Here is a 20377-nt window from a genome sequence, read left to right as displayed (position 1 = left end):
CGGGCGGGCCACCGCGCTGCGGCGCGCCGGGAGATCCGCCGGCGCGCGCCAACTGGGCGGCCGCGACGGCGAGGTGCTCGAAGTCGACATCGGATTCAGCGACCGGCTCGCGCGCGACATCGCCGGTTACGGGGCCGACGCCGTCGTCCTCGAGCCGCAGGCGCTGCGCGAGGACGTGCTGGCGCGGCTGCGCGCGCACGTGGGCGAAGGGGGGCCGCGATGACATCCGTGTCGACCCGCCTGGTCCGGCTGCTCAACATGGTGCCGTATTTCCAGGCCAACCCGCGGGTCACGCGGGCCAAGGCGGCCGCCGACCTGGGGGTATCGGCCAAGCAGCTGGAGGAGGACCTCAACCAGCTGTGGATGTGCGGCCTGCCCGGCTACTACCCGGGCGACCTGATCGATTTCCAGTTCGCCGGCGACACCATCGAGGTGACCTTCTCGGCGGGCATCGACCGGCCGCTCAAGCTCACCTCCCCGGAGGCCACCGGTCTGCTCGTGGCGCTGCGGGCGCTCGCCGACATCCCCGGCGTGGTCGACCCCGAGGCGGCGCGCAGCGCGATCGCCAAGATCGAGGCCGCGGCCGGCGCGGCCGGGCATGAAGCCACCGGCGCGGTGACGGCGGTCGATGAAGCCCCGCCCGCGGAGAGTCCCGCCGCGGCGGCCGTGCGCGCGGCGGTGCAGCACAAACACGCGCTGGCCATCGACTATTACTCGGCGTCGCACGACACCATGACCAGCCGGGTCGTCGACCCCATCCGCGTCCTGCTGATCGGGGGCCACAGCTACCTGGAGGCCTGGTCGCGCGAGGCCGAAGGGGTGCGGCTGTTCCGCTTCGACCGGATCGTCGATGCCACCGAACTGGACGAGTCCGCCGCCCCGCCCGAACTCGCCGTCCAGGCGCCGCCGGACACTTCGCTGTTCGACGGTGATCCGGCGCTGCCGTCGGCCCGGTTGCGGGTCGCGCCCACAGCGTCCTGGATGTTCGAGTACTACCCGATGCGCGAGGTCCGGGAGTTGCCGGACGGATCCTGCGACGCCGTGATGACGTATGCCTCCGAGGACTGGATGACGCGCCTGGTGCTCGGCTTTGGGTCGGCGGTGCGCGTCCTCGAACCGGAGTCGCTCGCAAAACGTGTCAGGGATGCCGCGGCCGCGGCGTGCGAGTCCTACGAGGCCCTCACCCCTTGAGGCCACGGCGCGGGCGGCCCGGCGGATCGCCGCGCTGCGGTAGCATCGGGTAGACGTCTGGAGGTAATCAAAGTGGGCAGTCTTAGTCCGTGGCACTGGGCGATCCTCGCTGTGGTGGTGATCCTGCTCTTCGGTGCCAAGAAGCTCCCCGATGCAGCACGTTCGTTGGGCAAGTCGATGCGCATCTTCAAGTCCGAGCTGCGCGAAATGCAGAGTGAGAACAAGGGCGAGAACAAGGCGGAGCAGTCCGCGTTGGACACCAACTCCGCGTCGAACAGCGCCCCCTCCGCGGCGAACCCCACTCCCGTGCAGTCGCAGCGGGTCGACGCTCCGGCGGCCAGCGAGCAGGGGCACTCTGAAGCACGCCCGGCTTAGCCCGCCGTCGTCGCGGTGCCCGAGCGCCACTGAACGAGCGTCGTGAAGGTATTCAAGGTCTCAGCGCGCACTGCCGGCGTGCTGAGGCGCCTCAATCCGCGTAATCGGCGCAGCCGCACCAATCCCGACGCGACGATGTCGCTCGTCGACCACCTGACCGAGCTGCGCACCCGGTTGCTGCTCTCACTGGCGGCCATCCTGATCACCACGATCTTCGGGTTCGTCTGGTACTCGCATTCGATCTTCGGGCTGGAAAGCCTCGGCGACTGGCTGCGCCACCCCTATTGCGCGCTGCCCCAGTCCGCGCGGGCCAGCATCAGCGCCGACGGACAATGCCGGCTGTTGGCCACGGCGCCGTTCGACCAGTTCATGCTGCGGCTCAAGGTCGGGCTGACCGCCGGGGTCGTGCTGGCCTGTCCGGTGTGGTTCTACGAGCTGTGGGCGTTCATCACGCCCGGGCTGTACCAGAAGGAGCGCCGATTCGCGGTCGGGTTCGTGGTCCCGGCCGCGGTCCTGTTCGTGGCGGGTGCGGTGCTGGCGTACTTCGTGCTGTCCAAGGCGTTGGGCTTTCTGCTGACCGTCGGCAGCGACGTGCAGGTGACCGCCCTGTCCGGGGACCGGTATTTCGGCTTCCTGATCAACCTGCTGGTGGTGTTCGGGGTCAGCTTCGAGTTCCCGCTGCTGATCGTCATGCTCAACATGACCGGCGTGCTGCCCTACGAGCGGCTCAGGTCCTGGCGCCGCGGCCTGATCTTCGCGATGTTCGTGTTCGCGGCCGTCTTCACCCCGGGATCCGACCCGTTCTCGATGACCGCCCTGGGGGTGGCGCTGTCGGTGCTCCTCGAGTTCGCCATCCAGATCGCCCGACTGCACGACCGGCGCAAGGCCAAGCGCGAAGCCCAGGCAGCGATACCCGACGACGAGGCGTCGGTCATCGAACGGCCCGCGCCGCTGCACGAGCCGGTGCGAGCGCCGTCGTTCACCGTCGGCCAGCATGACGATGTCACCTAAGTCCTCATCCCGCGAGCGACCGTGTTTGTACAGCGACACGCCGTATCCGATGTGCATTTGCGGACCCTCGCGCACCGGGGCGACGAGGTGACCGAACTGGCCGAGCTGACCCGGTTCACCGCCGAATTACCCTTCGCGCTCGACGGTTTCCAGCAGCGGGCGTGCGCGGCGCTGGAACGGGGCCACGGCGTGCTGGTCTGCGCGCCGACCGGCGCCGGCAAGACGGTGGTGGGTGAATTCGCCGTGCACCTGGCGCTGGCTGCCGCCGGCAAGTGCTTCTACACCACGCCGCTCAAGGCGCTGAGCAACCAGAAGCACACCGACCTGACGGCGCGCTACGGCCGCGACCGGATCGGCCTGCTGACCGGTGACATGTCGGTGAACGCCGACGCGCCCGTGGTGGTGATGACCACCGAGGTGCTACGCAACATGCTCTACGCGGATTCGCCCGCACTGCAAGGGCTTTCGTATGTAGTGATGGACGAGGTGCATTTTTTGGCCGACCGGATGCGCGGCCCGGTGTGGGAGGAAGTGATCCTGCACCTGCCCGACGAGGTGCGGGTGGTCAGCCTGTCGGCGACGGTGAGCAACGCCGAGGAGTTCGGCGGCTGGATCCAGACGGTGCGGGGCGATACGACCGTGGTGGTCGACGAGCACCGGCCGGTGCCGTTGTGGCAGCACGTGTTGGTGGGCAAGCGGCTTTTCGACCTGTTCGACTACCGGAGCACCGAGCCGGGCGGGCAGCCCGGCGCCGGCCGGGAGGCACGCGTGAGCCCGGACCTGGCGCGCCACATCGCGCACCGCCGCGAGGCGGACCGGATGTCGGACTGGCAGCCGCGCCGCGGGCGTGGCGCCGGCCGCGGCGGTCCCGGCCGGCCGCGCTTCTACCGTCCGCCCGGGCGCGCGGACGTGATCGCGACCCTGGACTCCGAGGGTCTGCTCCCGGCGATCACCTTCGTCTTCTCCCGCGCGGGGTGCGACGCCGCCGTCCAGCAGTGCCTGCGCTCGCCGCTGCGGTTGACCACCGAGGAGGAGCGGGCGCAGATCGCCGAGGTCATCGACCACCGTTGCGGCGACCTTGCCGACGCGGACCTGGCGGTGCTCGGCTACTACGAGTGGCGCGAGGGGTTGCTGCGCGGTCTGGCCGCGCACCACGCCGGCATGCTGCCGGTCTTCCGGCACACCGTCGAGGAGCTGTTCACCGCCGGCCTGGTCAAGGCGGTGTTCGCCACCGAGACGCTGGCGCTGGGCATCAACATGCCCGCTCGCACGGTGGTGTTGGAACGGCTGGTGAAGTTCAACGGCGAGCAGCATGTGCCGCTGACGCCGGGGGAGTACACGCAGCTGACCGGGCGCGCGGGCAGGCGCGGCATCGACGTCGAGGGGCACGCGGTGGTCCTGTGGAATCCCGCCGAGGAGACCACCGAGCCGTCGGCGGTCGCGGGCCTGGCCTCCACCCGCACCTTCCCGCTGCGCAGCTCGTTCGCGCCGTCCTACAACATGACGATCAACCTGGTCCAACAGATGGGCCCCGAGCAGGCGCACCGGCTGCTGGAGCAGTCGTTCGCGCAGTACCAGGCCGACCGCTCCGTGGTCGGGCTGGTCCGCGGCATCGAGCGTGGCAAGGCGATGCTCGCCGAGATCGCCGCGGAGCTGGGCGGCCCGCGGGCGCCGATCCTCGACTACGCCCGGATGCGGGCCCGGATCTCGGAGCTGGAACGCGCGCAGTCGCGCGCGTCGCGGCTGCAGCGGCGGCAGGCGGCCAGCGACGCGCTGGCCGCGCTGCGACGGGGTGACATCATCAACATCACGCACGGCCGGCGCGGCGGCCTGGCCGTGGTGCTGGAATCCGCCCGTGACGGTGAAGACCCCCGGCCGCTGGTACTCACCGAAAACCGTTGGGCCGGGCGGATTTCGACCGCCGACTACTCCGGTGCGTCGGCCGCGGTCGGGTCGATGCCGTTGCCCAAGCGGGTCGAGCACCGCCAGCCGAGGGTGCGGCGCGACCTGGCGTCGGCCCTGCGGTCGGCGGCCGCCGGGCTTGACATTCCGGCCAGGCGCCGCGCAGGCCGCGGCGACCACGACGGCGCATACCAGGACCCGGAGCTGGCGTCGTTGCGGGAGGAGCTGCGCCGGCACCCGTCGCACAACAGCGCCGGCCTGGAGTCCCTGGTCCGGCAGGCGGAGCGCTACCTGCGCATCGAACGCGACAATGCGCAACTGGAGAAGAAGGTCGCCGCCGCGACCAACTCGCTGGCGCGGACGTTCGACCGAATCGTGGGCCTGCTCACCGAGCGTGGCTTCATCCAAGGCCCGGACACCGATCCCCGCGTAACCGACGACGGCCGGTTGCTGGCCCGCATCTACAGCGAGAGCGACCTGCTGGTCGCCGAATGTCTGCGCACCGGTGCGTGGGCCGACCTGAAGCCGGCCGAGCTGGCGGCGGTGGTCTCGGCGGTGCTCTACGAGACCAGGGGTGGTGGCGAAGGCCCCCGGGGGGCGTTCGCCGCCGAGGCGCCCACCCAGCGCGTGCGGCAGGCCCTGCAGCAAACGTCGCGACTGTCGTACGCGCTGCGCGCCGACGAGCAGACGCACCGGATCGCGCCCAGTCGCGAACCCGACGACGGCTTCGTCAACGTCATCTATCGCTGGGCCAAATCGGGGGACCTCTCCGCGGCGCTGGCGGCCGTCGACCCGGTCGGCACCGGGTCGCCGCTGTTGGCCGGCGATTTCGTGCGCTGGTGCCGACAGGTGCTCGACCTGTTGGACCAGGTCCGCAACGCCGCCCCGGACGCGGAGCTGCGGGCCACCGCCAAACGTGCCATCAATGACGTTCGGCGCGGCGTCGTCGCTGTTGACGCCGGGTAGGCTGAGCCGAAGCTACCGTAGATCCAACAACCACAACGCCGATAGTTCGTGCCGAGACAAGGGGCTGAGGAGAGACGATGAGCGGACCGCAAGGACCGGAACAGCAGTGGCAACCGCCCGGCCAAGGTAGCGATCAGTCCGCCGAACCGACACAGGTCGGGTCGCCCTGGCAGCAGCAGCCCGGTCAGGAGGCGACGTGGCAGGCCCCGGCCTACACCCCGCCCGCCGAGTACCCCCAGTACCAACAGCCGGCCGAACAGGCGTACCCGCAGCAATACCCGCAGCAGCCGGGCTACGGGCAACCCGGCCAGTACGCCCAGCCGGGGCAGTACGCCCAGCCGGGGCAGTATGGCCAGCCGGGTCAGTACGCCCAGCCGGGGCAATACGCTCAGCCGGGTCAATACGGTCAGCCGGGGCAGTACGCTCAGCCGGGCCAGTATGGCCAGCCGGGTCAATACGGTCAGCCGGGCCAGTACCCGCAGCAGTACCCGCCCTACGACCAGCAACCGGCCAAGAAGCGGCCGGTCGGGCTGATCGCCGGCGTCGGCGGTGCGATCGCCTTGCTGCTCATCGCGGTCGTGCTGGTGCTCGGTTTCTGGCAGCCCGGGTTCTTCGTCACCACCAAGCTGGACGTCAATAAGGCGCAGGCCGGTGTGCAGCAGGTGCTGTCCGACGAGACCAACGGCTACGGCGCGAAGAACGTCCAGAACGTCAAGTGCAACCACGGCCAGAATCCGACGGTCAAGAAGGGCGCCACGTTCGACTGCGACGTCAGCATCGACGGTGCCCCCAAGCACGTGACGGTGACCTTCCAGGACAACAAGGGCACGTACGAGGTCGGCCGCCCGCAGTAGCCGGCTATGCCGGCAGCGCGTCGAGCGCTTTCTGCAAGCGGGCTATCGAGGACCCGACGCCCAGTTTGGTCGCCAGCTTGGCGGTGCGTTGCGGATCGCCGGCCGCCAGCGGTAGCGCGTCGGTCGGTGTCGACAGGCTGACGGGCGCGTCGGTGGCCACCCGCACCACCTGGCCGGCGGCCTCGATGTAGTCGGTCGCGCCCAGCAGTTTCGAGCGCAGGCCCTTGGCCATCTTCGATTTCGGGTCGCGGGCGGCCGCCAGGATGTGTTCCAGCGACCCGTGCTGGGCCAGCAGCGCCGCCGCGGTCTTCTCGCCGACGCCCGGAACGCCCGGCAGGCCATCGGACGGGTCACCGCGCATCAGCGCGAACTCGGCGTAGGCGGGACCGGCCCGATGCTGCGGCACGCCGTAATGGTCGGCGACCTCCGCCGGGCCGAACAGGGTGGCTTTGGCCAGCCCACGTCCCAGGTAGAGCACCCTGACCGGTACCGGATCGTCGGCGACCACCTGCAGCAGGTCGCGGTCCCCGCTGACCACCACCACCGGGTCGCGGCGCTCGCGGGCGGCCAGCGTGCCGAGCACATCGTCGGCCTCGAAACCTTCGGCGCCCGCGGTCGGGATCCCGAAGGCGTCCAGCAGCTCCATGATCATGTCGATCTGCGGCGTGAGGTCGTCGGGGACCTCTTCGACGTCCGGTTCGCCCGCGGGCTCGGCTTCCGCGACGCGATGCGCCTTGTAGGACGGGACGAGGTCCACCCGGAACTGCGGGCGCCAGTCCAGGTCCAGGCAGACCACCAGCCGGCTCGGGCGTTGCTGGTTGATCACCACGGCCAGCGAGTCGATGAATCCGCGCACGGCGTTGACGGGCCGGCCGTCGGGCGCGGTGATCGAGGACGGCACCCCGAAATACGACCGGAACCACATGCTGGCCCCGTCGAGCAGCGCAAGAGGCGATCGCGAGCGCGGCGAAGCCGGGCGCTGCGGGTCGCCGCTGCTAGCTGAGGGTCTGGTCATGCCGGTATAGTCTCACGCCACCGAGCGCCGGCCGGGTTAGCCTGGCTGCCATGGAATCTCATCGGTTCGACACCGGGGTCTACGCCCGCCGGCTCAGGGCCGCGGCGGCCGCGACCGGTGACGCCGGGCTCGACGCCCTGGTCATCACCCCGGGCTACGACCTGCGCTACCTCGTCGGGTCGCGCGCCCAGACGCTCGAGCGGTTCACCGCGCTGGTGTTGCCGGCCTCCGGTGACCCGACGGTGGTGGTCCCGCGGCTGGAGCTGGCCTCGCTCAAGGGATCGGCCATTGCCGAACTGGGTCTGGCGGTGCGGGATTGGGTCGACGGGGACGACCCGTACGAGGTGGTGGCCGCCGCGCTGGGCGGGGCGCCCGCGTCGACCGCCGTCACGGATTCCATGCCGGCGCTGCACCTTTTGCCGCTTGCCGGTGTGCTCGGGGTGCTGCCCGTGCTGGCCACCGGGGTGATGCGCGCCCTGCGGATGGTAAAAGAGGAATGTGAGGTCGACGCCCTGCGCAAGGCCGGGGCGGCGATCGATCGCGTGCATGCCCGGGTGCCGGAGTTTCTGGCCCCGGGCCGGACGGAGGCCGACGTGGCCGCCGACATCGCCGAAGCGATTGTGGCCGAGGGCCATTCGGAGGTGGCCTTCATCATCGTGGGCTCCGGGCCGCACGCTGCCGACCCGCACCACGGATATTCGGATCGTGAACTGCAGGTCGGTGACATCGTCGTCGTCGACATCGGCGGCGCCTATGAGCCCGGCTACCACTCGGATTCGACCCGCACCTACAGCATCGGCGAACCGGATCTCGAAGTGGCGCAGCAGTATTCGGTGCTGCAGCGGGCACAGCGGGCGGCCGTCGAGGTGGTGCGCCCGGGCGTGACGGCCGAGCAGGTGGACGCCGCAGCCCGCGACGTGCTGGCCGCCGCCGAACTTGGGGAGTACTTCGTGCACCGCACCGGCCACGGCATCGGGCTGTCGGTACACGAGGAGCCTTACATCGTCGCGGGCAATGACCTGAAGCTGACCGCCGGTATGGCCTTTTCCATCGAGCCGGGCATCTACGTCCCGGGCCGGTGGGGCGCCCGCATCGAGGACATCGTCGTCGTGACCGAGGACGGCGCCCTGGCCGTCAACAACCGGCCGCACGAGCTGATCGTCGTGCCGGTGGCATAGCCTCCCCGGCCCGTCGGCGCGTACGTTGGGCGTGATGTCACTTCTGGATCTGACTCTCCTTCCGATTCGCATCGCACGTCACATCGCCGGCACGCTGGCGCATCCCGCCGCCCCGGCACCCGCGCCGCCCGCCGAGCTCGTGGTCGACGGCGGGATGCCCGAGGGCGTGCCGCCGGCCGCGCTGCGCCCCGAGCCGCGGCTTCCGGTCCCGTCGGGATGGCCCTTCGGCGAGGACTTTCCACGCACCTGCGGCGCGGGCCGCATCGCCGGCGGTGCGCTGTTTTGGACCGACTTCCTGTACGACGACCACGGCGCGACGGGCCTGCCCGTCGGCGACCTGAAAGTGCAGGCGCCGCCGCGCGGCACCTACGTCTACCCCGACGGTCCCGCGGCCCGCAACGGCGCCGACATCTTCCGCGTCGCGATCGGGCTCACCGCGACCCACACGTGGTGGCGGATCGACTGGAACACCCTGCTGGACGCGTCGGTCCCGATCGCGTTGTTCGCCCTCGACACCGATCCCGCCCGGACCGCACCGGAGCAATGGCCCGCCGCGGCGGGGGTGCGCTCGGCCGGTATCGACGCGGCCGTGCTGATTTCGGGCAGTGGCGCCGCGCTGATCGACCTCACCACGGGGTCCACGACGCCGGTACAGCACAGCGTCGACATGGGGTCGCGCACGTTCATCGCGCAGGTGCCGCGGAACCTGCTGGAGCCGGCCGGCAGCTGGACGGTGCGGCTGGCGGCGGGGCTGGCCAACGCGGCGGGCGACGGGTTCGCCGACGTGCCCGCCGAGCACGGCGCCCTGCCCGGGCAACCCAACGTCTACAACGTCGCGTTCCGCACCCACGCGCAGGAGCCGCCGCACCTGAACTTCTGGTCGGACGCCGCGCAGGCCGAGGCCTTGACCGCCGGCGACGTGTCGAGGTTCGCCGCGACCGTGGCGTGGGATCGGCTGGCGGGCGGCGAAATCGAACCGGAGCCGGTGGTCACCGGCCCGTCGACGCGCTGGTATGTGTCCTCGATCGAACTCGGCCAGGGCGTGGCCGCCGACGACATCTTGAGCACTAAGCCGCAGTTCCTCGGCCGGGTGCAGCCCTATTCGGTGTGCCTGCCGTCGACGTTCAGGCCGGGCCGGGCACTGCCGTTGACCCTGCTGCTGCATTCGCTTGCATTGGGGCAGAGCCAGTTTGCCGCGATCGACCCCCGCCTGCTGCACCAGGTGTGCGAGGTTCGCGACTCGGTGGTGATCACGCCGCTGGCCCGAGGGCCGTCGACGTGGTATTTCGACACCGGGGAACTCGACGTCTGGGAGGTGTGGGCGCGCGTCGCCGAGCAACTGGGCACCGATCCCAACCGCACGGTGATCTCCGGCTACTCGATGGGCGGTTATGCGGCCTACAAGCTGGGACTGACCTACCCGCAGGTGTTTTCGCAGGCGGTTGTGCTGGCCGGCCCGCCGACGTGCGGCGTGCGGCTGCTGCCCGACGTCGACATCCCGGCCGACCTCGACCCGGACTCGCCCTGCGCCCGCGAGGGCGACACGTGGAAGCTGCTGGTGAACGCCCGCTGGCTGCCCTACGTCATCGCGCACGGCTTGCTTGACGAGCTGGTGCCCTTCCCGTCGGCCGCCGAGCAGGTGCTCGAACTCGACCGGCTGGGCTACCGGCACCGGTTCACCGTGTATCCGTTCGAGGACCACATCGCCTGGGTGTTGCAGGACAAGTTCGAAGACCCGATCGCCCACATGGAAACCGGCTTGCGGCAAGCAGATCCGGGACACATCACGTTCGCGTGGCACCCGCAACTGGTGCGCGACGACCTGCGGATCGGGCCGCATCGGGTGTGGTGGTTGTCGGGCCTGGCCGCGGACCCCGCGGTCACGGCGCGGCGCGGCGCCATCGCCGAAGTCGACGCGCGTTCCTATGCGCGGCCGGACCCGACGCATACCGTTCGGCATCATCGCGGGGTCATCCTGAACTTCGACCCGACCCCGGGCGTGTACAGCGAACTGGACTGGCGGGTCGGCCCGCCCGTCGGTCCGCTGCCGTATCTGACGCTGCGGCTGACCGGCGTCGCAGCGATCACGGTCGATGTCCAGCGGGCCGGATTGGCCGCGCTGCCGGCGGCGACCATCACGGTGGCCACGGACACCGCCGCGCGGATCACGCTGAGTGGGCTGCCGGCGGGCGTCGGCGTGGGCCTCGACGGCGAGCCGGCCGGACCGACCTTGGCGGTGCCGGCGGGACGGCACCGCATCACTCTGGGCGCGCGGGCTGTGGATGCATGAGTTGTGGCCGCTTCGGGGTCGCCGCTAGCTTGGGCAAGGCCATCATTGGGTGAATAGCGTCCGCGCGCGGTCTCGACCAGAATTTCGCGCGTGGCTCCGTTGGCTGTCGACCCCGAGGCGATGTTCGCCGCGGGTAGCGCGGTGCAGGCCGCCGGCGAGGGTCTGGCGGCGAATCTGTCGATATTGACGGCCGGCTTTTCCGCGCACACCGGTGTTGACCGGGCCGGCGAGGTGTTCGGCTTGACGTATCAGGACAAGGCCGAGTCGGTGCTGAAGGCGGCCGCCGCCGCCGTGAACGCTTGCCGCAAAAGCGGGGCGGTCATCCAGCAAGGCGCGTCGAACTACTCCCACGCCGAGGCAGCTTCGACGCTGGGCGGCGGAAGCGCAGCGTTAGAGCCACCGTCCCCGCCGGCCGAACTTGCCGCGCCGGGGCCGCCGGGGACGTGGGGGCCCGGCCAGCCGCCCCCACCGCTGTGGTCGCTCGTGCAATCGTTCGTCCTCGAGGCATGGCCCGATGGCGATGTGGCGGGTCTGCGTGCGGCTGCATCTCGTTGGCGTGCCTTCGGGGCGGCGGCCAAGGGTGTGAAGGGAACTCTCGACGCATCGAAGGCGCTGTTCGACAGCCAACACATTCCTGAAGGCGAGAAGATCGACAACGCTTTGAGCCAAATCGGCTCGTCGACAGGCGTTATCGGCGGGCTGTGCGACTCACTGGCCCGCACCGTCGACAGGTTCGCGAATAGGGTGGACCACGCCCAAACCGCGATCCGGGATCTGTTGAGTCGGATCGAGTCCCTGGGCGACCTTGGTCACGACGTCATGCTCATCGTCGACGGTGACGCCTGGGATGAGATCAAACAGATCGTCAAGGACATCAACGCGGTGCTGCAGCACCTTGGGCAGGAAGCCAGGGCCTGCGAGGAGGCGATCAGGTTCCTCGCACAAGAGGCCGATCGCGCGGTCGTCACATGCGAGAAGTACGCGCGCCGCGGGCTCGTCCAATTCCTGGGAGACGACGTCGGTAACCCCGTCGCCACCGTCGCCGACACATGGATCAATGGCTATGCGGGTGTCCTCAAAGGTGCGGTCGGCATCGGGCTGGGCCTCGTCGACCTGAGCCCGCACTGGATCGCTACCGATCCCCAGGGTGCGGCCGCCACCTGGACGGGCGTGGTGAAAAACGCCTGGAAAGAAAGTTTGATCAATGCCGCGGTCAATCCCGAAGAATTTTCGGAAGCGAGGCTGCAGGAGCTGAAAGGCTTTGTGCACGCCAAGGATTGGACTAGGGATCGGCCGGGATTAGGCGCCGGTGAAGCCGCATTCGAGGGCTTCACGCTGATCGTCCCGGGCCTTGGTGAGGCGGGCGCGGCGGCCGATGGTGCGGGCGTCGCCGTGCGTGGCGCGGAGGAAGAGGCGCAGGCCGCGGGTGGGGCTGCTGGGCGTGCCGGTGGGGAAGGCGCGGCGGGAGCGCGCGGCGCGCTGACCGACATCACCAAAGCCGGCGGCGACGTGACCAAGAACCTCGAAGGCGCCACCGGTGATCTGCCGGAAATCAAAGCTCCGCCCGCCGGCGGTACTCCTGTCGGTCTACCGTCCGGCAAGCCACTCGAGGCGCCCGTCGAGGCGACACCAGGACCACACACAGCTGCACCGGGTGCGCCGCACGAGCCACCGGGGCCAGTCGGTGAGGCACCAGCGTCCGAACCCACAACTGGCCCGCATGAACCGACACCTGGAGGCGGTCCGCGAGAGCCGATGCCGCCTACAGCCGCGTCGCCCGTTGCGGCCGCGCCCGCCGCGGCCGGCGAGCGCATGGTGGCGGCGACGCCGCGGCTGGTTGATCATTCGCCGACGCAGCTTCCGATGTCGCCCGCGCGGTCTCCTGTTGAACCACCGGCACCTGCCGCCGTGCATTCACCGCAGCCAGCGCCGTCCGCACCTGGTGCACCTTCGCCCGCGGCACCACATTTCTCGCCCCCGAGCGGTCACCCGGCCGAGATGCCAGCACCGAGTGGCGGTGGCGTGCACGGGCCTAACGACGGCCTGCCTCATGATGGGCACCCGCATGAGAAGTCGCCGCATGATGGGGATTCCGATGGCTCACGCGACGGGAAGCCGGATGAGCACGATAAGCCACATTCGCACCACGACACGCCGGACGGGAACGCGGATGGTGAGATTCCTGCCAACGGAGACGATCCTTCGGATGGATTGAGCGCGGAGAAGCGAGACGAAATCATCGCAATGCCGAAGGGTAGCCGTCCGAATCCATCCGAATACCTGTCGCCCGAATACATCAAGAAGCATTTAGAGAAGTTCAGCGACGGGGCTACCCGGTTTATGCCGCAGAGCAATCTTGATAAATATGGCATCGCTCAGCGAGATGGAACATCTTTCGTAATGCCCAAGCACGAAGCCGATGCCATGCTCGAGGCGGCGAATGGTGACCTGCGGATGATTGAGGATCACCTTGGGCTGCCTGAGGGATTTCTTGACTCGAATAAAGTTGTGAGAATCGAAATCCCGAATCCGCATGAATTCGATATACGGATCCCATCCGGTAATGAGGCCGGCGCAAATGAGCAGTGGATTCCCGGGGGTTTTCTGCCGGACGGCGCGTCTGAGGCTGTCGTGGATGGTGGAAGGATACCGCCGGAGGATTATGATGTCATGGATTTATTTAACTAGATGAGACCCACTGAAGGGAGGCTGAAATGAAGTTCGATGATACATACTTCTCGCGTGAAGATAGGTATTCAATTGGCGTCGAATCGACGTCCGGGCGCTACTACGTATCTATACCGGTCAGCAATGGTGTCGTGGATTACGAGGAATATTATAAGTTGACTCCGAATCAATATCACCACTTTTTGCGCGATTCGGCCGATGCTCTTGACTTCGCTGAAGCATGCCGGAGACGTGAGCACGACGACCTACTACTACAGAAGCCGGGCAGTAACCGAGGAACGCCTGTATGACGGCGTGAGGCAACTGAATTGAGCGCCAGGGGCCAGGAGAAAGGGTACGGCGTCATGAGGAAAATCGCGCGAAAGCTTTTCTCTGCCCCAGAAGAAGCCGGTGTGACTCCGCCGACGGAAGAGGAGCTGGCGGAGGCTGGGAGGAGCTTTTGATGAATTCGAACACAAGGTAAACGCTGTTGCTCCGGAAGATCGAGTAGAAAAAGTGTCACCCAAGTTTTGGGATGACATCTCCGGTACTAATTTGACCCCCGGAGGAACGACGGCTGAAGCGAACCATAGCTAAGTTGTGGCCGCACGGGGGCCGAGTCGACTGGTCGTCGTGGGTCGGCGAACCCCAGCGGTGTTACTGCTCGCCCCGGTCCAGCAAGCCCGACGACCCCAGCACCCGCTCCACCCGCACCTCGATGACCACCCGCCGCGGGTTCGGTCGCGGGGTCCGATAGCGCTGCGCGTAGCGGAGTTCGGCGTCGCGGACGGCGTCCGCGTCGCTGTTCACCTTGGAACTGCCCTCCAGCGACAACCACCGCGCGCCATCGACCTGGCTGAGCACCGCCACCCCGCCGCGGTCGGCGTTCACCGCCTTCTGCGAACCGCCGGTGGTGATGACGCGCGCGATGTGCGTCTTCGGGTCGAAGGTGAAACCCACCGCCACCACATGCGGCGAATTGTCGGCTCGCAGCGTGGTCAGCATGGCCAGATGCCGTTCGGACAGAAACGCCAGCGCATCGTCGGTGAGCCGGGTAGTGGTATTCGCCATCACCGCACACGCTAGCGCAGGTAATAATCGCAGCCGTGGACGACACGGGCGCGGGACCAGTCCTCATCCTGGGCGGGCGCAGCGAGATCGGCATCGAGCTGGCGCGGCTGCTGGCACCCGGGGCGACCGTGGTGCTGGCCGCGCGCAAGGCCGACCACCTCGACGAGCAGGTCGCCGCGCTGACAGCCGCCGGCGCCACCGCGGTGCACACCAGGGAATTCGACGCCGACGACCTCGCATCCCACGGCCCGCTGGTCGACGCGGTCGTCGCCGATCACGGGCCCATCGCCACGGCGGTGCTGGCCTTCGGGATCCTCGGCGACCAATCCCGCGCCGAGACCGACGCGGCGCACGCGGTGGCCGTCGTGCACACCGACTACGTCGCACAGGTCAGCATGCTCACCCACCTGGCGGCCGCCATGCGCGAGGCGGACAACGGCCGGCTGGTGGTCTTCTCCTCGATCGCCGGTGCACGGGTGCGTCGCGCCAACTACGTCTACGGCTCGGCCAAGGCGGGCCTGGACGGCTTCGCGAGCGGGCTGGCCGACGCCCTGCACGGCACCGGCGTCAAACTCCTGATCGCGCGCCCGGGTTTCGTGGTCGGACGCATGACCCAAGGCATGGACCCCGCGCCGCTGTCCAGCACGCCCGCCCAGGTGGCCAAGGCGACCGCGCGTGCGCTGGCGAAGGGCCGACGCACCGTGTGGATCCCGTGGGCGCTCGGGCCCGCCGCCGCCGTCATGCGGGTGTTGCCGCAGTCCGTCTGGCGCCGGATGCCGCGATGATCATCGTGGTAGGCATCGGGGCCGACGGAATGGCCGGTCTCGCCGCAACATCGCGTGACGAATTGCAAAGGGCCAGCGTCATTTACGGGTCCAAGAGACAGCTCGACCTACTCGACGACACCGTGGCCGCGCCCCGGCGGCAGTGGCCCTCGCCGATGCTGCCCGCCCTGCAAACCCTGCGAGACCGCCACACCGACGACGTCCACGTGGTGGCCAGCGGCGACCCGCTCCTGCACGGCATCGGGGGCACGCTGATCCGCCTGTACGGACCCGACCACGTCCGGGTGCTGCCGCACGTCTCCTCGGTGACGCTGGCGTGCGCGCGGATGGGCTGGAACGCCCAAGAGACCGAGGTGATCAGCCTGGTCACCGCGCCGCCGCACACCGCGGTGCGCCGCGGCGGCCAGGCGATCGTGCTGTCGAAGAGCCGGCTCACGCCACACGAACTCGCCGCGCTGCTGACCGCGCACGGCCGCGGCGACTCCGCGATGACCATTTTGGAGAACCTCGGCGGCCCCACCGAGCTCCGCCGCGACGGCACGGCCCGCCAGTGGGCCGAAGCGCCGCCGAATGTCGACGACCTCAACGTCATCGCCCTGCGGTACCTGCCCGACGACCGGCTGTCGCCGCTGCCCGACGACGCCTTCGCCCACGACGGGCAGATCACCAAGCACGGAATCCGGGCGGTGACGCTGGCGGCGTTGGCCCCGCGCCCGGGTGAGCGGCTGTGGGACGTCGGCGCGGGCTCGGGCAGCATCAGCGTCGAATGGTGTTTGAGCTGGGCCGGTTGCACCGCGGTCGCATTCGAGCGCGACGAACGGCGCCGCCACAACATCGGGCTCAACGCCGCGGCCTTCGGCGCCGACATCGACGTGCGCTGCGACGCCCCGGACGGGTTCGACGGCCTCGACTCGCCGTCGGCGATCTTCATCGGCGGCGGCCTCACCCAACCCGGCCTTCTCGACGCGTGCCTCGAGCACTTGCCGACCCGCGGTCGCCTCGTCGTCAACGCCGTCACCGCCGAATCCGAATCCGCTCTCGCACAGTCACATTCGCGCCTCGGGGGTCAGCTGCGGCGCTTCCAGCACTATCACGGCGAGCCGCTCGGCGGCTTCACCGGATGGCGCCCGCAGATGCCGGTCACCCAGTGGGTGATGACGAAATGACGGTGTATTTCATCGGCGCAGGCCCGGGCGCCGCCGACCTGATCACGGTTCGCGGCCAGCGGCTCCTCGAGAGTTGTCCCGTCTGCCTCTACGCCGGATCGATCATGCCCGACGACCTGCTGGCGCTGTGTCCGCCCGGCGCCAAAGTCGTTGACACCGGCCCGCTCACGCTCGAGCAGATCATCGCCGAACTGGCCGACGCCGCCGCCGCCGGCCACGACGTGGCGCGGCTGCACTCCGGTGACCCGTCGCTCTACAGCGCGCTGGCCGAGCAGTGCCGCCGGCTCGACGCGCTGGGCATCGACTACGAAATCGTGCCCGGCGTCCCGTCTTTCGCCGCCGCGGCGGCGGCGCTCAAGCGCGAGCTCACCGTTCCCGGCGTGGCGCAGACCGTTACGCTCACCCGGGTCGCCACCCTGTCGACGGCGATGCCCCCGGGGGAGGACCTCGCCACCCTCGCGCGTTCCGGCGCCACGCTGGTCCTGCACCTCGCCGCCGCCCAGGTCGACGCCATCGTGCCGCAACTGCTCGAGGGCGGCTATCGGCCCGAAACACCGGCTGCGGTGGTGGCTTTCGCGAGCTGGCCGCAACAGGTGGTGCTGCGCGGGACGCTCGCCGACATCGCCGCGCAGATGCACCGGGCCGGCGTCAACAAGACGGCGGTGATCGTCGTCGGCGACGTGCTGGCCGCGGAGGGATTCACCGACAGCTACCTCTATTCGACCGGGCGCGCCCGGGGGAGCAGGCACTGATGCGGGTGCTGCTGCTCGGCGGCACGGCCGAAGGGCGCGCGCTGGCGCAAGCCTTACACCCGCGCGTCGACATCGTCAGTTCGCTTGCGGGCCGCGTGCCCGACCCCGCGCTGCCGGTAGGCCCCGTACGGGTCGGCGGCTTCGGCGGCGTCGACGGGTTGCGACGCTGGCTGTTGGAGGAAAACATCGGCGCCGTCATCGACGCCACTCACCCGTTCGCGGCGACCATGACGGCGCACGCCGCGCAGGTCTGCGGCGAGCTCGGGATTCCGCACCTGGTGCTGGCCCGTCCGGCGTGGGATCCGGGCTCGGCCATCGTCGTCGAATCGGATAGCAAGGCGGCGGAAATAGTTGCGGAGCAGGGGTTTTCGCGGGTCTTTCTCACCACCGGACGGTCGGGGACGAAGGCGTTCGCGGACAGCGATGCGTGGTTCCTGATCCGGGCGGTCACCCGCCCCGACGCGGCCGCATTGCCGCGTCACCACCGGGTGGTGCTATCCCGCGGCCCGTATCGCTACGACGGCGAGCTGGCGCTGCTGCGGGAACATCGGATCGACGCCCTCGTCACCAAGAACAGCGGCGGTGAGCTGACGCGGGCGAAGCTGGACGCCGCTGCGGCGCTAAGCATTCCGGTGCTGATGGTGGCGCGGCCGCCGCTGCCGGCCGCGGTGACGTCGGTGGGCAGCGTGGACGAGGCCGTCGAATGGCTATACCGCCAAGAGAACTAGCCGGTCAGGTCGCCGCGCTCAGCGTCGGCGGCCAGCAGCGCGTCACGGGCGCGGGCGACGCGGGACCGGATGGTGCCCACCGGGCAGCCGCAGACCGCCGCGGCGTCGGCGTAGGGCAGCCCCAGCAATTGCGTGAGCAACAACGCTTCCCGTTGTTCGGGGGTCAGGCTCGCGATCATCGTCGTCACCTCGACGAGGTCTTCGAATCCGCGGGCGTGGCGGTCGCCGCGAAGGACGTGCTCCGGGTCGGCGCCCAGGGCGGCGCGCGGACGCGACTGCACGTGGCGGATGTGATCGGCCACCACGCGGCGCGCGATGGAAAGCAACCAGGTCCGGGCGCTCGAGCGCCCGGAGAACCGTTCGATGGCGCCGATCGCGCGCAGGAAGGTCTCTTGGGTCAGGTCGTCGGCGCTGCCCGCGTCCGACAGGTACGTGACAAACCGCCACACGTCTTGCTGGGTGGCCTTGATGAACGCCTCGAGCGCGCGGTCGTTCCCACGCGCCGCGGCCAATGCGAGTTCGGTCACGGCCTCGTCATCGCTTGACGCGATCATGGCGAACCACCTTTGTCTCGCGGGCTGACTGAGTCTACGACGGCCTGTCGTAGTGGTCGCGACGGGGTCGGCGGCCGATCGGTTGATGGGCCAGAGGTGACCGCGGCGCCGCGCAGCGGGGGATTCGGCCGGCCAGGCCGGGTCGTCCGCCGCATCGGACGAGCCGGCCCTGTCCGACCGCACCCGTTCGCGGGCCACCAGCAACGCGAACGCGACGCCCAACAGCAAGGGCATGTGGCTGGCGATGCGGGTGGCGGTGACGTCGCCGGCGAAGGCGTCGACGGCCACGTAACCGAACAGCGCGACCGAGTACACGCCCGTAATCGCCGCCACCCCAATGGCCGTGATGGGCCAGACGCCCGCTGCAACCATCGCCAGACCCAGCGCCAGCAACCAGGCGGTGGACTCGTGCATCAGGTGCTCCCCGGACATCGCGCCGTGCATGTGGCTCGACACCATCCCGAAATTGACGCCGCTGATCTGCGCGGCGGCAATCGCCACCTGGAAGACCCCGACGGCGATCAGCCCCCACCGCCGGTAGTGCGAGCGCAGCCAGCGCATCCGGCGCCGGCGCCCGGACGACTCTTCGCCGATGCTCGCCATGATCTTCGCGACCAGGTCGGGTCCGTCGCCCGGCTCGACCGTGGCCAGCCGGCGGGTCTGGGCCGCGGCGCCGATCAGCCAGGAGCGGCAACGCCGGCACGATTCGAGATGCGCATCGACCTGCTGCGCGAGCAGCTGGGGACGTTCGCCGTCCAATCGAGCCGAAAGCGCCTCACGCGCCGCGTCGCACCGCATCCCTGCATCGTTGCGCATGCCCGGTCCGGGTGCAAAGAGCATGCGAAATCAAACGCCGGGAACTAAACCCTCCCGCAAACCGACCACTGGACGTCCGCAGCCCCGACATTCACCGAAGAGGTATTCGTGTTCGTGCCCGAAGGTCCCCGACGATGACGGCCCCGATCTGGATCGCCTTCCCTCCCGAAGTGCACTCGACCCTGCTGAGCAGCGGCCCGGGTCCCGGACCGCTGTTGGCGGCCGCCGCGACGTGGTCGTCGATGAGCGGCCAATACGCCGAGGCCGCAGACGAACTCGGCGGGCTCCTGGGCGCCGTGCAGGGCGGTGCGTGGGAGGGGCCCACCGCCGAGCAGTACGTCGCAGCCCATGCCCCGTATCTGGCCTGGCTGCTGGAGAGCTCCGCGAAGAGTGCGACCGCGGCCGCGCTGCACGAGACGGCGGCGGGCGCTTACACCGCGGCGCTTGCCGCCATGCCGACCATGCCGGAGCTCGCCGCGAATCATGCGGTCCACGCGGCGCTGGTGGCGACGAATTTCTTTGGCGTCAACACCATTCCGATCGCGGTCAACGAGGCCGACTACGCGCGCATGTGGGTGCAGGCCGCCACGACGATGACCTCCTATCAGGTGACGGCCGAATCCGCTCTCGCGGCGGTGCCCGCCACCACGCCGGCGCCCGCGATCGTCACCCCGGGCGCGGAGGCGAGCGTCGCCACGTTGCATGCCGACACCCAGCAGCAAGCGGCGCAGACCTATCCGTCCTGGCAGGACCAGCTCACGGCGTGGCTACAGCAGTACACGAAGAATTTCGCCTGGCCGGTTTCCAAAGACCTCAACCCCGGAGGTTGGCCGTTCCCGCCGGTGCCGTTCGTCAACGGGCTGGCCTCCTTCTTCGGCCAACTGGGGTTCTCGCCGGCCCTCTCCAGCGCGCTCGGCTGGGCGATTTTCCACACGCTGATGATCTTCTGGCCCTTCATGCAGGCCGCCATCCAGATGGCCGTGGTGCTCGCACCGATGGTCGTTTCCACGCTGGGCGCCGCGGCGGCAGGCGGGGCGGCGGCGGCGATCACCGCGG

The 20377-nt window shown here is 69.5% G+C and carries 18 protein-coding genes and 1 pseudogene; 15 read left to right on the top strand and 4 right to left on the bottom strand.

The features are described from left to right. From HMPREF0591_RS19455 to HMPREF0591_RS19430, 6 genes are all read left to right on the top strand, one after another. Positions 1–223: WCX domain-containing protein (locus HMPREF0591_RS19455; protein WP_007170364.1), on the top strand; the 223-nt coding region annotated here is incomplete at its 5' end. Then, positions 220–1191: a helix-turn-helix transcriptional regulator gene (locus tag HMPREF0591_RS19450; RefSeq protein WP_007170363.1), complete on the top strand. Its 972-nt coding sequence runs from the start codon at positions 220–222 to the stop codon at positions 1189–1191. The genes HMPREF0591_RS19455 and HMPREF0591_RS19450, both read left to right, overlap by 4 nt. 72 nt (positions 1192–1263) lie before the next feature. Next, positions 1264–1566 (top strand): Sec-independent protein translocase subunit TatA, encoded by a 303-nt coding sequence (tatA, locus tag HMPREF0591_RS19445; protein ID WP_007170362.1) that lies wholly within the window; start codon positions 1264–1266, stop codon positions 1564–1566. 42 nt (positions 1567–1608) lie between these two features. Further along, on the top strand, positions 1609–2577 hold the full coding sequence (gene tatC, locus HMPREF0591_RS19440) for a twin-arginine translocase subunit TatC (RefSeq protein WP_007170361.1): 969 nt from the start codon (positions 1609–1611) through the stop codon (positions 2575–2577). An 87-nt stretch (positions 2578–2664) separates the two neighbouring features. After that, positions 2665–5445, top strand: a complete 2781-nt coding sequence (locus HMPREF0591_RS19435) for a DEAD/DEAH box helicase (protein ID WP_040623397.1) — start codon at positions 2665–2667, stop codon at positions 5443–5445. A gap of 77 nt (positions 5446–5522) precedes the next feature. Next, positions 5523–6299 carry a DUF4333 domain-containing protein gene (locus HMPREF0591_RS19430; protein ID WP_007170359.1) on the top strand — a complete coding sequence of 259 codons (777 nt, stop codon included), beginning with the start codon at positions 5523–5525 and terminating at the stop codon, positions 6297–6299. A gap of 4 nt (positions 6300–6303) precedes the next feature. Here HMPREF0591_RS19430 and HMPREF0591_RS19425 read toward each other — a convergent pair whose 3' ends face one another. Beyond that, positions 6304–7314, bottom strand: coding sequence for a 5'-3' exonuclease (locus HMPREF0591_RS19425; RefSeq protein WP_083212359.1), 1011 nt, complete (start codon positions 7312–7314; stop codon positions 6304–6306). A gap of 50 nt (positions 7315–7364) precedes the next feature. Between HMPREF0591_RS19425 and HMPREF0591_RS19420 the strand changes: the two genes are divergently transcribed. The 4 genes from HMPREF0591_RS19420 (at position 7365) to HMPREF0591_RS31110 (ending at position 13760) form a co-directional block, all read left to right on the top strand. Continuing rightward, positions 7365–8492, top strand: a complete 1128-nt coding sequence (locus tag HMPREF0591_RS19420) for a M24 family metallopeptidase (protein ID WP_007170357.1) — start codon at positions 7365–7367, stop codon at positions 8490–8492. Positions 8493–8526: 34 nt separating this feature from the next. After that, positions 8527–10782: a prolyl oligopeptidase family serine peptidase gene (locus HMPREF0591_RS19415; RefSeq protein WP_007170356.1), complete on the top strand. Its 2256-nt coding sequence runs from the start codon at positions 8527–8529 to the stop codon at positions 10780–10782. 90 nt (positions 10783–10872) lie between these two features. Further along, positions 10873–13470: a WXG100-like domain-containing protein gene (locus HMPREF0591_RS31115; RefSeq protein WP_007170355.1), complete on the top strand. Its 2598-nt coding sequence runs from the start codon at positions 10873–10875 to the stop codon at positions 13468–13470. Between the two features lie 26 nt (positions 13471–13496). Continuing rightward, the gene (locus tag HMPREF0591_RS31110) at positions 13497–13760 is read left to right on the top strand and encodes a hypothetical protein (RefSeq protein ID WP_083212455.1); all 264 of its coding nucleotides are present in this window, start codon (positions 13497–13499) and stop codon (positions 13758–13760) included. A 346-nt stretch (positions 13761–14106) separates the two neighbouring features. On the opposite strand, the gene HMPREF0591_RS19395 is transcribed toward HMPREF0591_RS31110, so the two are convergent. Further along, a complete protein-coding gene (locus HMPREF0591_RS19395; protein WP_040623142.1) occupies positions 14107–14520 on the bottom strand; it encodes a F420-dependent biliverdin reductase in 414 nt (137 codons plus the stop codon). 35 nt (positions 14521–14555) lie between these two features. Here HMPREF0591_RS19395 and dprE2 point away from each other — a divergent pair, with 35 nt between their 5' ends. From dprE2 to HMPREF0591_RS19375, 4 genes are read left to right on the top strand one after another with little or no spacing between them, the layout of a single operon-like run. Beyond that, a complete protein-coding gene (dprE2, locus tag HMPREF0591_RS19390) occupies positions 14556–15305 on the top strand; it encodes a decaprenylphospho-beta-D-erythro-pentofuranosid-2-ulose 2-reductase (RefSeq protein WP_007170353.1) in 750 nt (249 codons plus the stop codon). Further along, complete coding sequence (locus HMPREF0591_RS19385; RefSeq protein WP_007170352.1) at positions 15302–16471, top strand: bifunctional cobalt-precorrin-7 (C(5))-methyltransferase/cobalt-precorrin-6B (C(15))-methyltransferase; 1170 nt, start codon at positions 15302–15304, stop codon at positions 16469–16471. The genes dprE2 and HMPREF0591_RS19385 overlap by 4 nt, the downstream gene beginning before the upstream one ends. Continuing rightward, complete coding sequence (cobM, locus tag HMPREF0591_RS19380) at positions 16468–17223, top strand: precorrin-4 C(11)-methyltransferase (protein ID WP_007170351.1); 756 nt, start codon at positions 16468–16470, stop codon at positions 17221–17223. Before HMPREF0591_RS19385 ends, cobM begins: the two co-directional genes overlap by 4 nt. After that, positions 17220–17951, top strand: a complete 732-nt coding sequence (locus HMPREF0591_RS19375; RefSeq protein WP_085981692.1) for a cobalt-precorrin-6A reductase — start codon at positions 17220–17222, stop codon at positions 17949–17951. The genes cobM and HMPREF0591_RS19375 overlap by 4 nt, the downstream gene beginning before the upstream one ends. On the opposite strand, the gene sigC is transcribed toward HMPREF0591_RS19375, so the two are convergent. Continuing rightward, positions 17948–18505 (bottom strand): RNA polymerase sigma factor SigC, encoded by a 558-nt coding sequence (sigC, locus tag HMPREF0591_RS34000; RefSeq protein WP_244268995.1) that lies wholly within the window; start codon positions 18503–18505, stop codon positions 17948–17950. The genes HMPREF0591_RS19375 and sigC overlap by 4 nt on opposite strands. A 135-nt stretch (positions 18506–18640) precedes the next feature. Continuing rightward, positions 18641–19303, bottom strand: a pseudogene (locus tag HMPREF0591_RS33995) (DUF2275 domain-containing protein); the annotation flags it as partial. Positions 19304–19455: 152 nt separating this feature from the next. On the opposite strand from HMPREF0591_RS33995, the gene HMPREF0591_RS19365 reads away from it, so the two are divergent. Then, positions 19456–20377, top strand: a 922-nt coding sequence (locus tag HMPREF0591_RS19365; RefSeq protein ID WP_007170348.1) for a PPE family protein, incomplete at its 3' end; no start/stop codon positions are given.

It is taken from the genome of Mycobacterium parascrofulaceum ATCC BAA-614, assembly GCF_000164135.1.
In the GTDB taxonomy this organism is placed as follows: Bacteria; Actinomycetota; Actinomycetes; order Mycobacteriales; family Mycobacteriaceae; genus Mycobacterium; species Mycobacterium parascrofulaceum.
Note: the sequence above shows the minus strand (reverse complement) of the source record. Positions and strands in the feature narration are given on the sequence as shown.